Below are 13,735 nucleotides of genomic sequence, written 5' to 3' on the forward strand. Positions count from 1 at the left end.
TCCGATCGCCGCGCAGAAGCAGTACAAGTCCGGTTACCCGGTCGGGCCCGGCCCGGCGTCCTGCGGTGGTTACTACTGTCCGAAGAACTCCGGCGGTGGCGGTGAAGGCCTCTACAACATGTGGTCCGCCTTCGCGAAGTCGATCAACACGTACTTCATCCCGCTCCAGGAGAAGGTCGGCTCGGACAAGGTCATCGCGGTCGCCAAACGCTTCGGCGTCCAGTTCCGCGAGCCGAACGACGCCAAGATGACCACCAAGGAGGGCGGCGCGGCCATGTTCGGCGCGTTCTCCCTCGGCGTGACCAACTCGACCCCGCTGGACATGGCGAACGCCTACGCGACCTTGGCCGCCGACGGCAAGTACTGCGTGCCCACCCCGGTGGAACAGATCAGCACCGCGGCCGGCGAGAAGATCGACATCGGCAAGCCGCACTGCATCCAGGCCACCACCAAGGACGTCGCCCGCGCCGCCCTGGACGCGGCCCGGTGCCCGGTCGGCGACTCGGCCCAGATGGGCAGCTGCAACGGCGCCACCGCGGGCCCGACCCGGGGCATCGTGGGCCACCCGGTCTTCGGCAAGTCCGGCACCACCGACGCGGACAAGACCGCCTCGCTGATCGTCGGCACCACGAAGATCGTCGTCGCCGGCTACATGGCGAACCCGGACTACCCGGACCACAAGGACCACATGCAGCACCCGATCATCAACCCCGCGGTGCAGTACACGGTGGCCGACTACATGGAGGGCAAGCCGAAGGAGCAGTTCAAGAAGCCGGGCAGCACCAAGATCGCGTACGGCGAGCAGCGCTCGATCCCGGACGTGACCTGTGACTCGGTCTCCGCGGCCACCAACCGCCTGGAGAACGCCGGCTTCACCGTCTCCCGCGGCTCCGAGGTCCACTCCAGCTGCCCGGAGGGCACCGTCGCCGGAACCAACCCGTCCGGCCGGACGATCAAGAACGGCGTGGTCGTCCTGGAGATCAGCGGCGGCAAGGAAGAAGAGAAGCCGGAGGGTCCGAACCCCGGCGGCAGCACCCCACCACGACGTAACTAGTCGAGGACACACGAACGGCCGGGAGAGTTTCCACTCTCCCGGCCGTTTCGCCGTTCCGGGCTCTGTCCGCGCTTCTGCTTCCGCTTCCGCCTTTGTGGGGCGGTTCCGCTTTCGCTTTCGCGGGCCGCTTCCGCTTCGGCGGTGCGCTTCGGCTTTTGTGGGGCGCTTCCGCTTTTGGTGGGCGCTCTCAGGCCAGCTGGCGGCGGACCTCGGCGGCCACCCGGCCGCCGTCCGCGCGGCCCGCGACCGCGGCCTGGGCCGCCTTCATCGCCGGGCCCATCTGCGCCTTGCCGGTGAAACCGCCGGCCGTCAGCGCCTGCGTCACCACGTCGGCGATCTCCGCGTCGGTGAGCTGCTTCGGCAGGTAACGGTCCAGGACCTCGCCCTCGGCCGTCTCCTTCGCCGCCTGCTCGGTGCGACCCGCATCCGCGAAGGCGGTAGCCGCCTCCCGGCGCTTCTTCGCCTCCTTGGTCAGCACCGACAGCACCTCCGCGTCGGAGAGCTCACGGGACTCCACCCCGGCGACCTCGGCGGTCCGCACCGCGGACAGGGCCATCCGCAGCGTCGAGGTGATCAGGTCGTCCCGGGACTTCATCGCGGTGTGCAGGTCATCGGTCAGGCGGTCTTTCAACGTTCCCATGGCAGGAGAAACTACCCTTGCGGGCATGCGTAAGCGCTCCCTTATTTCGGCCGCCGCCGCTCTGACCGCCGTCGGCGGCGCCACACTCGCCTACTCGGCCCTCGTCGAGCGCAACATGTTCACCCTTCGGCGCTTCGACGTCCCGGTGCTCGAACCGGACGCGGAACCCCTGCGCATCCTGCACATCAGCGACCTGCACATGATGCCCGGCCAGCGCCGCAAGCAGGACTGGGTGGCCGCCCTCGGCGGCGCCGACCCCGACCTGGTCGTGGTGACCGGCGACAACATGGCCGACCCCGGTTCGGTCCCCGGCGTGCTGCGCGCCCTCGACCCGCTGCTGTCGGTGCCCGGCGCGTTCGTCTTCGGCTCCAACGACTACCGGGGCCCGGTCTGGAAGAACCCACTGCAATATCTACTGCCCGACCGGGAGTACGTGCAGGGAGCCGACCTGCCCGCCGAAGAACTCCGGGACGCCTTCACCGAGGCCGGCTGGGCCGATCTGAACAACGCGCGCACCATCATCAAGGCCGGCGGCCGCTCGATCGAACTGGCCGGCGTCGACGACCCCCACATCGAACGCGACGACTACCCGTCCGTGGCCGGCCCGATCAGCGACGGCGCCGACCTGCACATCGGCGTCACCCACACCCCAGCCTCCCGGGTCCTCGAACCGATGGCCGAAGACGGGTTCGCCCTGATGCTGGCCGGGCACACCCACGGCGGGCAGGTCTGTGTGCCGTTCTACGGGGCGCTCACCACCAACTGCGACCTGCCCACCTCGATGGCCAAGGGCCTGCACCGGTGGCCCGGCTCCGACGCCTGGCTACACGTCTCCGCCGGCCTGGGCACCCACCCCACCGCCCCGATCCGCTTCGCCTGCCGACCGGAGGCCTCCCTGCTCACCCTGATCCCCCGCTGACCACCCCGCGCCGCGCTGTTCCCCCGCTGATCGGCCTGTCCTCGCTGATCGGCTTTCCGCCCTGCTTCCTTGGTGGCCCGCCCTTGCCTTGCCCACTTGATCGGCCCGCCCTCGCCTTGCTCACTTGATCGGCCCGCCCTCGCCTTGCCCACTTGATCGGCCCGCCCACCCGTCCCGGTCCCTCGCTGGGCCCCGCCTATCAACCCTTTTCTCTCGCCGGGCTGCTCACCTATCCGCTCCCCCGCTTGGCCGCTCGCCCCACCCCTGACCCCACTGACCTGGGGTTTTGCGATTTGGGGATACCGGTTGTGAAGGGTGGTGGAGGACCCGCTAGTATTTATCTCGCAGCGACGGGGTGTGGCGCAGCTTGGTAGCGCGCTTCGTTCGGGACGAAGAGGCCGTGGGTTCAAATCCCGCCACCCCGACCAGATGTTGCAACAGTAGGGCCGGTCTCCGGAAACGGAGATTCGGCCCTCAACTGTTTCCAGGGCCGAACTCAAGGACTTGGCGCCCTTCGTCATTCGAGTGGCTGATCGGAGTTGCTCCGGTGGCCCGCTGCCGCTCTTCACGAGGTCGGCGGCGATCTCGTCGATGCCGGCCTGGCTTGCCGCCCACTCCCCACGCCGACTTTCAAGTCTCGCCAGTGATCTTCAGAGCCCGCCGCTTCGGGTCATGCCACTTTTTGTGCCCGCCACCGCTAGGCCGCCGCAACCTGCCACCGTGACCTGCCACCGGGCCACCGTGGCGATTCGCGAGAGCCGCAACGGAAGCATCTCGGCCGAGGCTCCATGACTGCAGATCAGGCTCGCACCGGCACCGCCGGGCGTTCGCCAGCCACCACAGGGTCTCCGCCGGACCGAAAGACGGCACGCAACCCGGAAGTTGATCAAGTAGAGGTAGGCCACGACGACTCGAAGGCTCGACCGCCGGGAGGAAAGCGGCTGGTGGATGGCCTGCCGCATAGGGCGGCAACTGTGTAGGGAGTCGGCCGCATGAGGGACCAGCTGCGTGGAGGGCCAGCGATGTGGAGGGCCAGCGGTGCGAAGGGCTGGCCGTGGCGGGTCGACTGCGCGGGTCGGCGGCGCGGAGGGCTGGCTGTGGTGGGTCGGCTGCGTGGGTCGGCGGTGTGGAGGGCGGGGCGGGTCAGAGGGCCAGCTGGGCTGAGCCGGGGACCGTGGCCACGGTAGGGCCTACGGTTCGGGGGGCCATCTGCTGGGGGACTGCGTAGGGGCCGAGCATCGATTCGACCGCTGGGGCGATGGAGGGGCGTTCGGACAGTTGCATCAGGCGGGTGGCCCGGGCCAAGGAACCGGTCTCGCCGTCGCGGAAGCCCTCGCGGTAGCCGCGTTCGTAACGTTCGCCGCGGCCCATCGCCCGGCCGAGGGCGAAGCAGGAGGAACCGGCGAGGGCGAGCAGGAAGAGCATCGCGAAGGGCGTCACAGATCTATCCTTCCGGGCGCAAGCCACTAATTAGGCGAAAATTACCCTAAAAAGGCATACGTTGCCTTTCGGAGGAGATCAAGTACGCCATCGGGTGACCGTCGGCTCCGGCCCGTTACCCGGCCTGCCAGACTGGGACCTTGTGACTGACTCCACCGACCTCGCCCGCCAGGTCCGCAGCGTGAGCCGCCTCACCGGCGAGTTCACCCTCCGCTCCGGCCGTACCGCCACCGAGTACTTCGACAAATACCAGTTCGAGGCCGACCCGGTCCTGCTCGACCAGCTCGCCGAGCGCCTGGCCGTCCTCATCCCGGAGGGCACCGAGGTGCTCGCCGGACTGGAGATGGGCGGCATCGCCGTGGTGACCGCCCTGGCCCGGCACGCGAAGTTGCCGACCGCGTTCGTCCGCAAGCAGGCGAAGCAGTACGGCACCGCCCGTCTCGCCGAGGGCGCTGAGGTGGCCGGCCGTCGTGTCCTGATCGTGGAGGACGTGGTGACGTCCGGCGGCCAGGTTGTGCTCTCCACCAACGACCTGCGCAAACTGGGCGCCCATGTGGACCACGCGGTCTGCGTCATCGACCGCCAGGAGGGCGGCGCCCAGGCACTGGCCGCCGAGGGCATCACCCTCCGCGCCCTGCTGACCCGCGCCGAACTCGACGCCGCGGCCTGACCACCACTCGACGCCGCAGCATGACCACCGAAGGTTCCGCCGGGCCGCACTCCCGGCCCGGCGGCCCTCACCCACCACGACGCCTACCTCCGACCCAGCCACCTCCCGCGAGAGACGGCCGACCCAGCCACGGCAGAAGAGACGTCTGAGTAAAGGAAAACCGGCGGAAGTGACGTCTGAGTAAGGGAACCAGCGGAAGTGACGCTGGCGTGAAGGGGAACCTGCTGAAGGGCAGCGGGGTGGAGGGGGACCGGCCAAGGGACAGCCGAGTCAAAGAAAACCGGCTGAAGGACAGCTGGGCCGAGGGAAACCGGCCGAGGGACGAAACCGGCCGAGGGACAAAGCCGGGCCGAGGGACACCGGCTGAGGGACATCTTGGCCGAGGGGAACCGACCGAAGGGCCACCGGCAGAAAAGGCCTCGGCGGTGTCAGCGAAGAAGCTGTCGATAGTTGAGGAAGTCAAGAATGCAGATGGCGGTCGGCCCGGTGCAGCCAGACCAGGGCGCGGACGCTGTCGTAGGTGCCCGCCCGCAGCCCTGAAGCGGCCCGTGCGGCGTTTTGGTACAGCCGCTCGGCATCGGGGGTGCCCCCGCACTCCATGGACAGCTGAGCGAGTGCCTCGACGCTCTCCCAGCTTCCGGGTTTCAGGGAGGTGGCGGCCTCCAAGGCTCGCTCCAACGGTGGGCGCTCGTCACGACGTCCGAACATCCGAATTCCTCTCGGGCTGCGTCAGGCCGGCGGAAGAACCGGCGGGCCAACGTCAAAGGCACCGGTGAAGGCCGACGGTAGAAACCGCAGACCGGAGGGAAGAACGGGCGAGCCGATGGAAGGAACCGGCGGAACGGATAGGCGGACCGGTGGAAGGAACCGGCGAACCGCGGAAACAACCAGCGGGTCGTCGCGGAACCGGAAAACCGAAGGGCGGCCGGCTATGGACGCCGACCTCGGCGATAGAACCGGCAGGCCAGCGGTAAGGCGGCCGGCGGCAAGGCAGGCCAGCGGTAAGGCAGGCCAGCGGTAGAAGCGGACCGGCGGTAGAAGCGGACGGAACGACCGTAAGGCGGTTCGGGCGCCTCATGTGGAGCGTTTGGCGATCTCCGTGGCCAGCAGTTCGGCGATCTGGACGGTGTTGAGGGCCGCCCCCTTGCGCATGTTGTCGCCGGTGATGAAGAGGGACAGGGCCCTCGGGTCGTCCATTGCCCGGCGGATTCGGCCCACCCAGGACGGGTCGGTGCCGACCGCGTCGATCGGCATCGGGAACTCGCCCGACTCCGGGTCGTCGACCAGGATCACGCCGGGGGCGTTGCGCAGCGCCTGACGAGCCCCGTCCGCGGTGACCTCGGCGGCGAAGACGGCGTGGACGGCGATGGAGTGCCCGGTCACCACCGGTACCCGTACACAGGTGGCGGAGACCTTCAGGGCCGGCAGGCCCAGGATCTTGCGGGACTCGTTGCGGAGCTTGAGTTCCTCCGAGGACCAGCCCAGGTCGGCCGGATCACCGGCCCAGGGCACCACGTTGAGCGCCAGCGGGGCCGGGAACGGGCCCAGGTCGTCGCCGACGGCCTGCCGCACGTTGCCGGTGCGGGAGCCGAGCATCCGGTCACCGGCGACCTTGGCGAGCTGGTCGTGCAGGGTGTCCACACCGAGCTGGCCGGCGCCGGAGGCCGACTGGTAGGAGGCCAGGACCAGCTCCCGCAGCCCGTACTCGTCGTGCAGCGGCGCCATCGCGATGATCATCGCGGCGGTGGTGCAGTTGGCACTGGCGACGATGCCGATCGGGCGGGATTTCACCGCGTCCTTGTTGACCTCGGGCACCACCAGCGGCACCTCCGGCCGCATCCGGAACGCGGACGAGTTGTCCACCACCGTCGCACCGCGGGACACCGCGATCGGTGCCCAGTGCTCGGACACCGCGTCGGGCACGTCGAACATCGCGACGTCGACACCGTCGAAGACCTCGGCGGTCAGCGGCAGCACGTCGAGGCGCTCGCCGCGGCAGGTCAGCGACTTGCCCACGGATCGCGCCGACGCGACGAGCCGGATCTCGCCCCAGTGGTTGCGCCGGGACGAGAGCAGCTCGAGCATGACGGATCCGACGGAGCCGGTGGCTCCGACGACGGCGAGCGTGGGCTGCGCCATCGGCCGGATTACCGGCCGGTCCCGCCGTAGACGACGGCCTCCTCGGAGCCGCCCAGCTCGAACTGGGCGTGCACGGCACGGACGGCGGTGTCGAGGTCGGTGTCGCGGCAGACGACCGACACCCGGATCTCCGAAGTGGAGATCATCTCGATGTTGACGCCGGCCTCACCGATGCAGGCGAAGAAGGACGCCGCGACCCCGGGGTGCGAGCGCATGCCGGCGCCGATCAGCGAGACCTTGCCGATGTGGTCGTCGAAGAGCAGACCCTTGAACTTGATCTGGTCCTTGATCTTGTCGAGCGCCGTCATCGCGGTCGTGCCGTCAGCCTTCGGCAGAGTGAACGAGATGTCGGTACGCCCGGTGCCCTCGGTCGACACGTTCTGCACGATCATGTCGATGTTGATCTCGGCCTTGGCGACCGTCTCGAAGATGCGGCCGGCCGAACCGGGCTCGTCCGGCACACCGACGATCGTGATCTTGGCATCGCTGCGCTCGTGCGCGACCCCGGTGATCAGTGCGTTCTCCACGTCAGGGTCCTCCATCGAGCCGGTGACTAGCGTGCCTTCTTTGTTCGAGTACGAAGAGCGTACGTGGATCGGCACGTTGAAACGCCGCGCGTACTCCACGCATCGCAACATCAGCACTTTCGCGCCGCCGGCCGCGAGGTCGAGCATCTCCTCGTACGTGATCTTCTTGATGTGCTTAGCGTCCGGCACGATCCGCGGGTCGGCGGTGAAGACGCCGTCCACGTCGGTGTAGATCTCGCAGACGTCCGCGTGCAGGGCCGCGGCCAGGGCGACCGCCGTGGTGTCCGACCCACCGCGGCCGAGCGTGGTGATGTCCTTGGTGTCCTGCGACACGCCCTGGAAACCGGCGACGATGGCGATGGCGCCCTCGTCCAGCGCGGTCCGCAGCCGGCCGGGGGTCACGTCGATGATCCGGGCCTTGCCGTGCACCGAGGTGGTGAGCACGCCGGCTTGCGAGCCGGTGTAGGACCGCGCCTCGTAACCCAGGTTGTGGATCGCCATGGCCAGCAGCGCCATCGAGATCCGCTCACCCGAGGTGAGCAGCATGTCCAGCTCACGGCCGGGCGGCAACGGGCTGACCTGGTTGGCCAGGTCCATCAGCTCGTCGGTGGTGTCACCCATCGCGGAGACCACGACCACGACGTCGTCACCGGCCTTGCGGGCGGCCACGATGCGCTCCGCCACCCGCTTGATGCGCTCGGCGTTCGCGACGGACGAGCCACCGTACTTCTGCACCACAAGTGCCACGACGAATCATTCCTCCGGAACTCGGCAACCGGAACCACACTAGCTTCGCCCGGCCCTGGCCTCGACATGTGATCCCAGATTCCGGCCACCGCGGCGCGACACGCCGGTGACCGACGGTGCGCCGTGCCGGGGCCCGGGCGCGCTATGGGGTGAGAATGTCGCGATGCGCATTCCCTCCGCGCTGACCGTCGTGCTGCTCGCGGTCGGCCTGACCGGCTGTGGCGACGGCGGCGACACGCCGGCCGTCCCGCCCGCCTCGTCCTCCGCCAGTCCGGCCGCCGGCCCCGAGCCGGGTGCCCGGGACGAGCTGGCCGGTCTGGCCGCGCTCGCGCTGGACCGCCGGTACGCGGCGCTCTACACCCTCACCGACGGCGGCGCGTCCCGGGAGGTGGTGGCCTCGGTCGCCGCGGACGGCACCTGGCGGGTCGACATCCCGGACGGCGCGCTCGGCGGCACGGCCGGTGTCACGATCATCCGGGTGGCGGCCGGTCTCTACCAGTGCACACTCTCCACCCCGGCGCTCCCGGTCAGCCCGACCTGCGTCCGGGTCGCCGAGAAGGGCGACAAGGTGCCCCGGAAGTACGACCCCCGGGTCCAGCGCCTGTTCCGGCAGTGGCTGAGTGTCCTCACCGATCCGAAGCAGCCGCTCGCGGTCTCCGCGATCCAGCCGCTGGAGGGTGCCGAGGGCGCCTGCTACTCGGTGGACTCGGTGACCGCCTCGTCGGACGCGCCGATCGACGTCGGCGTCTACTGCTACTCCACGGACGGTCTGCTGACCGCGGCCCGGGTCGGCTTCGGCACGCTGCAGCTGGTTCGGCAGGTGGACGGCCCGCCCACGCTGCAGCTGCCCGGTCCGGAGGTGGCCGGTCAGCCGATGGGCATGGCGGCGCAGGCGGCGGTTCCGGCCCCGTCGGCGTGACCGATTCCACGTCCCACGATCCGGGCGATGTGCTCGCCGATCATGAAGGCTTGACGTAACGTGGCGGACGACATGTGGCAGGTGAACCTTCTCCTTCGCTGCCGCGACGAGGCCCCATTCCAGGTCGGCACCTCGTCGCGGAGGTGACGCACGCCGCCTGCTCGTCGTTTTCTTCCTGACTGGAGCAGTCACATGTCCACTTCTTCGTTCGACACTCAGCGCGCCAGCGGCATGCCGTTCCAGCGTTACGAGGCGTACCGCAAGCAATTCGCCGTTGATCTGCCGGACCGTCAATGGCCCGCCAAGGTGACCGAGACGGCTCCCCGGTGGTGCGCGGTCGACCTGCGGGACGGCAATCAGGCGCTGATTGATCCGATGTCGCCCGAGCGCAAGCGGCGGATGTTCATGCTGCTGGTGAAGATGGGTTACAAGGAGATCGAGGTCGGCTTCCCGGCGGCCAGCCAGACCGACTACGACTTCGTCCGGCAGCTGATCGAGCAGGACCTGATCCCGGACGACGTCACCATCCAGGTGCTGGTGCAGTGCCGGGAGCACCTGATCGACCGCACGTTCGAGTCGATCCGCGGCGCCAAGCGCGCGATCGTGCACTTCTACAACTCGACCTCGACGCTGCAGCGGCGTGTGGTGTTCGGCCTGGACAAGGACGGCATCACCGACATCGCGACGACCGGCGCGCGGCTCTGCCAGAAGTACGCGGAGATCCACACCCCGGACACCGAGATCTTCTACGAGTACTCGCCGGAGTCCTACACGGGCACCGAGCTGGAGTACGCGCTGGAGATCTGCTCCGCGGTGATCGACGTGATCGACCCGACGCCGGACCGCCCGCTGATCATCAACCTGCCGGCCACGGTGGAGATGGCGACGCCGAACGTCTACGCCGACTCGATCGAGTGGATGCACCGGCACCTGCCGCGGCGGGACAGCGTGATCCTGAGCCTGCACCCGCACAACGACCGGGGCACCGCGGTGGCGGCCGCCGAGCTGGGCCTGCTGGCCGGCGCCGACCGGATCGAGGGCTGCCTGTTCGGCAACGGCGAGCGCACCGGCAACGTGGACCTGGTGACCCTGGGCCTGAACCTGTTCTCCCAGGGCATCGACCCGCAGGTGGACTTCTCCAACGTCGACGAGATCAAGCGCACCGTCGAGTACTGCAACCAGCTGCCGGTGCACGAGCGGCACCCGTACGCGGGTGACCTGGTCTACACCGCGTTCTCCGGCTCGCACCAGGACGCGATCAAGAAGGGTTTCGTGGCGCTGCAGGCCGACGCCGACGCCGCGGGCACCGACATCGACGCGTTCACCTGGGGTGTGCCCTACCTGCCGATCGACCCGAAGGACGTGGGCCGCACCTACGAGGCGGTCATCCGGGTCAACTCGCAGTCCGGCAAGGGCGGCGTGGCGTACATCATGAAGGAGGAGCACAAGCTGGATCTGCCGCGGCGCATGCAGATCGAGTTCTCCGGAGTGGTGCAGCAGCACACCGACGCCGGTGGTGGCGAGGTCACCCCGCAGCAGATGTGGGACCACTTCGCCGCGGAGTACCTGGTGGATCACCAGGTCGACCCGACGATCCGGGTGGCCGGCTACACCACGGCCACTGTGGACGGCAAGGTGGAGATCGACGCGCAGGTCGCGCTGGGTCCGGAACGGCGTTCGCTGACCGGTGTCGGCAACGGCCCGATCGACGCGTTCGTGCAGGCGGTGGCCCCGCTGGGGATCAAGGCGCGGGTGCTGGACTACTCCGAGCACGCGCTGACCTCCGGCGGTGACGCGCAGGCCGCGGCGTACGTCGAGGTAAAGGTCGGCGACACCGTGGTGTGGGGTGTCGGCATCGACGCGAACATCGTCAGCGCGTCCATCAAAGCGGTGACGAGCGCGATCAACCGCGCCGGCTGATTGGCGCCTAGCAAGATCCGGTATGAGACTGGGTTACGTGCCCCCACGTAGCTCAGTTCTCATCACCAGTGCCCTGCTGACTCTTCTCGCTGCCGCCGGCTGTGAGGTCACCTCCACCGGTGGTGGTGAGCTCCAGCCGGAGAGCACCTCCACCGCGGCGCCCGGCTCCGGCACCGACGCCGCCGGCGCCCAGGCGAAACTCGACGCCCTCACCATCGCCGCCGAGGGCAAGATGACCGGTTACAGCCGGGAGAAGTTCCCGCACTGGCGCAGCGCCGGGTCGAACTGCGACGTCCGTGACACCGTCCTGAAGCGGGACGGCGAGAACGTCAAGTTCTCCGGTTGCGATGTCGTCGCGGGCACCTGGAACAGCTTCTACGATGACAAGGTGATCGACGCGCCGACGAAGGTCGACATCGACCACATGGTGCCGCTTGCCGCTGCCTGGCGTTCCGGTGCCGCCAAGTGGGACAACGACAAGCGCGGTGACTTCGCCAACGACCTGGACCGGCCGCAGCTCTTCGCCGTCTCGGCCTCCTCGAACCGTTCCAAGGGCGACCAGGACCCCTCGACCTGGAAGCCGCCGGCGGAGTCCGCCTGGTGCGTCTACGCCGGTGACTGGATTGAGGTGAAGAGCTACTGGAAACTCACGGTCACCGAGAAGGAGAAGTCCGCGCTCGAGGAGATGCTGAGGACCTGCTGATGGCAGATGTGGAGCAGCAACCGGAGGCCGCCGAGGCCCCCGCGGCCGTACCCGCGAAGACCACGGACATCCTGCCCGGCCCGGGTGGGGTGATGACCGACGAGGTCGGCGTCGTCACCGGCGAGCTGACCCTGCGCACCGAGTTCGCCGACGGCGAGGCGGTGGTGCGGGTGCAGTACCGGGAGGCCGAGGAGTGGTACGTGGTGACCGGTGGCCGGGTGAAACTGGCCGACCCGGCGGACGTCGACGCGGTGCACACGCTCGCGGTCGGACTGCTCCACCGCCCAGAAGAAGAGTGACCCGCCCGGACGAGGGATGGACGGGACCACACGGGACGGCGTCACGGTCTAGCATCCGGTGATGCGATCGGTCGCCGTCCTGCTCACCACTGTGCTCGGCGCGACGGTGATCACCGCGCCCGCCCACGCCGCCACCTCCGGGGTGGTGACGGTCCAGGTCGGCGGGGTGGTCCGGTTCACCGCCGCGGCGAAGGCCCGGAACACCCTGGTGATCACGGTTTCCGGGCGGACCGTCACCTTCGACGACCGGGTCCGGCTCCGGGCCGGTCACGGCTGCACGGCGGTCAAGGGCGACAAGACCAAGGCCCGTTGTCCGTACGCCGGTGTCACCCCACGCATCGAGGCGCACCTCCGCGACGGCGCCGACACGCTGACCAACCGGACCTGGCTGTGGATGCGGGCCTGGGGCGGGACCGGCGACGACACGCTCACCGGCGGCAGCGGCACGGACCAGTTCTACGGCGAGTCCGGCGATGACCGGATCAAGGGCAACGGCCAGGAGGACCGGCTGGACGGCGGCCCCGGCAACGACGTGATCTCCGGCGGCGCGGGCCCGGACCGGGTGATCGGCGGCACCGGCCGGGACGTCCTGTACGGCGGATCCGATGCGGACGGTGTCGAGGGTGGTCCCGGCGCGGACCGGCTCTACGGCAACGCCGGTGACGACGCCCTGGACGGCGGCGCCGGCAGTGACCTGATGTCCGGCGGCGCGGGCAGCGACACCGTCTACTACCGGGACCGCACCGGACCGGTCACCGCCGACCTGGACGGCAAGGCCGACGACGGCGAGAAGGGCGAACGCGACACCATCACCACCACCGTGGAGAACCTGGTCGGCGGCATCGGCGACGACGTCCTGACCGGCAACGACAGGTCGAACCGGTTGTCCGGCGGCTCCGGCGCGGACCGGCTCTACGGCCTCGGCGGGCGGGACTGGCTGCGCGGCGACGGCGGCCGGGACCGGCTGTCCGGTGGCGACGGCAACGACCGGCTGGTGCCCGACCACCCGGAGACCGAGGACGGCGTGCACGGCCCGTGGGTGATCGACCCGATCGCCGCCGACGTGATCTCCGGTGGCCCCGGCACCGACATGGTCGACTACTCGGAGCGGGTCCGGAACCCGGTGACCGTCGACCTGGACGGCCGGGCCGGTGACGACGGCCGGGCCGGTGAGGGTGACACGGTCGGCGCCGACGTGGAGGAGATCGTCGGCACCACGCTCGGCGACCGGCTGATCGGCAACGACGGCCCCAACACGCTCTACGGCATCCAGGGCGACGACGTGCTGATCGGTCTCGGTGGCGAGGACCGGCTCTACGGCGACGAGGGCGACGACGATCTGTCCGGCGAGGACACCGTCGGTGACCAGGCGGATGTCCTGGACGGGGGCAGCGAGTACCCGCTGGGGCGGGACCGTTGCCGGGTGTTCCCGCTCGACGTCGCGGTGGGCTGCGAACTTTGATCCTCCGGTTCACCCGGGTGGCGGTCGCCCTGATCCTGGCACTGCCGCTGGTCACCATGCCCGCTTCGGCGGGGCCCTTGCCGGTTCGTACCGCAATCGCGCTGTCCGATGTCCTTCCGGCCGTGGTGTCGGCGGACCCGGACCCGGGCGCGGACTTCCGGATCACCGCCGGCACCGTGATCAGCGCTTCCGGTGCGGCGACCGCGGTGGCCGGGGATCTGGCCCGGGTCCTCCGGCCCTTGACCGGTTTCGATCTGCCGGTGACCGGGTCGGGTGAGCGGGTGATCGCCCTAGGT

The 13,735-nt window shown here is 69.4% G+C and carries 13 protein-coding genes, 1 tRNA gene and 1 pseudogene; 10 read left to right on the forward strand and 5 right to left on the reverse strand.

Annotated features, from left to right (window positions below):
• Window positions 1-1,054, forward strand: a 1,054-nt coding sequence (locus Aco03nite_RS51425) for a penicillin-binding transpeptidase domain-containing protein (RefSeq protein WP_203810407.1), incomplete at its 5' end; no start/stop codon positions are given.
• A gap of 187 nt (window positions 1,055-1,241) precedes the next feature.
• Here Aco03nite_RS51425 and Aco03nite_RS51430 read toward each other — a convergent pair.
• Window positions 1,242-1,694: a GatB/YqeY domain-containing protein gene (locus Aco03nite_RS51430; protein ID WP_203810409.1), complete on the reverse strand. Its 453-nt coding sequence runs from the start codon at window positions 1,692-1,694 to the stop codon at window positions 1,242-1,244.
• A 25-nt stretch (window positions 1,695-1,719) separates the two neighbouring features.
• On the opposite strand from Aco03nite_RS51430, the gene Aco03nite_RS51435 reads away from it, so the two are divergent.
• The gene (locus tag Aco03nite_RS51435) at window positions 1,720-2,613 is read left to right on the forward strand and encodes a metallophosphoesterase (protein WP_203810411.1); all 894 of its coding nucleotides are present in this window, start codon (window positions 1,720-1,722) and stop codon (window positions 2,611-2,613) included.
• 351 nt (window positions 2,614-2,964) lie between these two features.
• Window positions 2,965-3,041 (forward strand) — tRNA-Pro (locus Aco03nite_RS51440).
• A gap of 715 nt (window positions 3,042-3,756) precedes the next feature.
• Here the strand turns inward: Aco03nite_RS51440 and Aco03nite_RS51445 are convergent.
• Window positions 3,757-4,053, reverse strand: a complete 297-nt coding sequence (locus tag Aco03nite_RS51445) for a hypothetical protein (protein ID WP_203810413.1) — start codon at window positions 4,051-4,053, stop codon at window positions 3,757-3,759.
• A 142-nt stretch (window positions 4,054-4,195) separates the two neighbouring features.
• Here Aco03nite_RS51445 and pyrE point away from each other — a divergent pair, with 142 nt between their 5' ends.
• A complete protein-coding gene (gene pyrE, locus Aco03nite_RS51450) occupies window positions 4,196-4,723 on the forward strand; it encodes an orotate phosphoribosyltransferase (protein WP_203810415.1) in 528 nt (175 codons plus the stop codon).
• Between the two features lie 459 nt (window positions 4,724-5,182).
• Here pyrE and Aco03nite_RS51455 read toward each other — a convergent pair whose 3' ends face one another.
• From Aco03nite_RS51455 to Aco03nite_RS51465, 3 genes are all read right to left on the reverse strand, one after another.
• A complete protein-coding gene (locus tag Aco03nite_RS51455; protein WP_203810417.1) occupies window positions 5,183-5,431 on the reverse strand; it encodes a hypothetical protein in 249 nt (82 codons plus the stop codon).
• A gap of 366 nt (window positions 5,432-5,797) precedes the next feature.
• Window positions 5,798-6,862, reverse strand: coding sequence for an aspartate-semialdehyde dehydrogenase (locus Aco03nite_RS51460; protein ID WP_203810419.1), 1,065 nt, complete (start codon window positions 6,860-6,862; stop codon window positions 5,798-5,800).
• An 8-nt stretch (window positions 6,863-6,870) separates the two neighbouring features.
• A complete protein-coding gene (locus Aco03nite_RS51465; protein WP_203810421.1) occupies window positions 6,871-8,136 on the reverse strand; it encodes an aspartate kinase in 1,266 nt (421 codons plus the stop codon).
• Between the two features lie 163 nt (window positions 8,137-8,299).
• Here Aco03nite_RS51465 and Aco03nite_RS51470 point away from each other — a divergent pair, with 163 nt between their 5' ends.
• The 6 genes and pseudogenes from Aco03nite_RS51470 to Aco03nite_RS51495 form a co-directional block, all read left to right on the forward strand.
• Window positions 8,300-9,055 (forward strand): hypothetical protein, encoded by a 756-nt coding sequence (locus Aco03nite_RS51470; RefSeq protein ID WP_203810423.1) that lies wholly within the window; start codon window positions 8,300-8,302, stop codon window positions 9,053-9,055.
• A 192-nt stretch (window positions 9,056-9,247) separates the two neighbouring features.
• Entirely contained in the window at window positions 9,248-10,975 is a 1,728-nt protein-coding gene (gene leuA / locus Aco03nite_RS51475) for a 2-isopropylmalate synthase (RefSeq protein WP_203810424.1), read from the forward strand.
• Between the two features lie 22 nt (window positions 10,976-10,997).
• Window positions 10,998-11,678 (forward strand): HNH endonuclease family protein, encoded by a 681-nt coding sequence (locus Aco03nite_RS51480; protein ID WP_203810427.1) that lies wholly within the window; start codon window positions 10,998-11,000, stop codon window positions 11,676-11,678.
• Window positions 11,678-11,977, forward strand: a complete 300-nt coding sequence (locus Aco03nite_RS51485; RefSeq protein WP_203810429.1) for a hypothetical protein — start codon at window positions 11,678-11,680, stop codon at window positions 11,975-11,977. The genes Aco03nite_RS51480 and Aco03nite_RS51485 overlap by 1 nt, the downstream gene beginning before the upstream one ends.
• Window positions 11,978-12,038: 61 nt before the next feature.
• Window positions 12,039-13,439, forward strand: a complete 1,401-nt coding sequence (locus Aco03nite_RS51490) for a calcium-binding protein (protein WP_203810431.1) — start codon at window positions 12,039-12,041, stop codon at window positions 13,437-13,439.
• Window positions 13,436-13,735: pseudogene (locus Aco03nite_RS51495) on the forward strand (hypothetical protein); the annotation flags it as partial. The gene Aco03nite_RS51490 and the pseudogene Aco03nite_RS51495, both read left to right, overlap by 4 nt.

It is taken from the genome of Actinoplanes couchii (assembly GCF_016862075.1).
Taxonomy (GTDB): Bacteria; Actinomycetota; Actinomycetes; order Mycobacteriales; family Micromonosporaceae; genus Actinoplanes; species Actinoplanes couchii.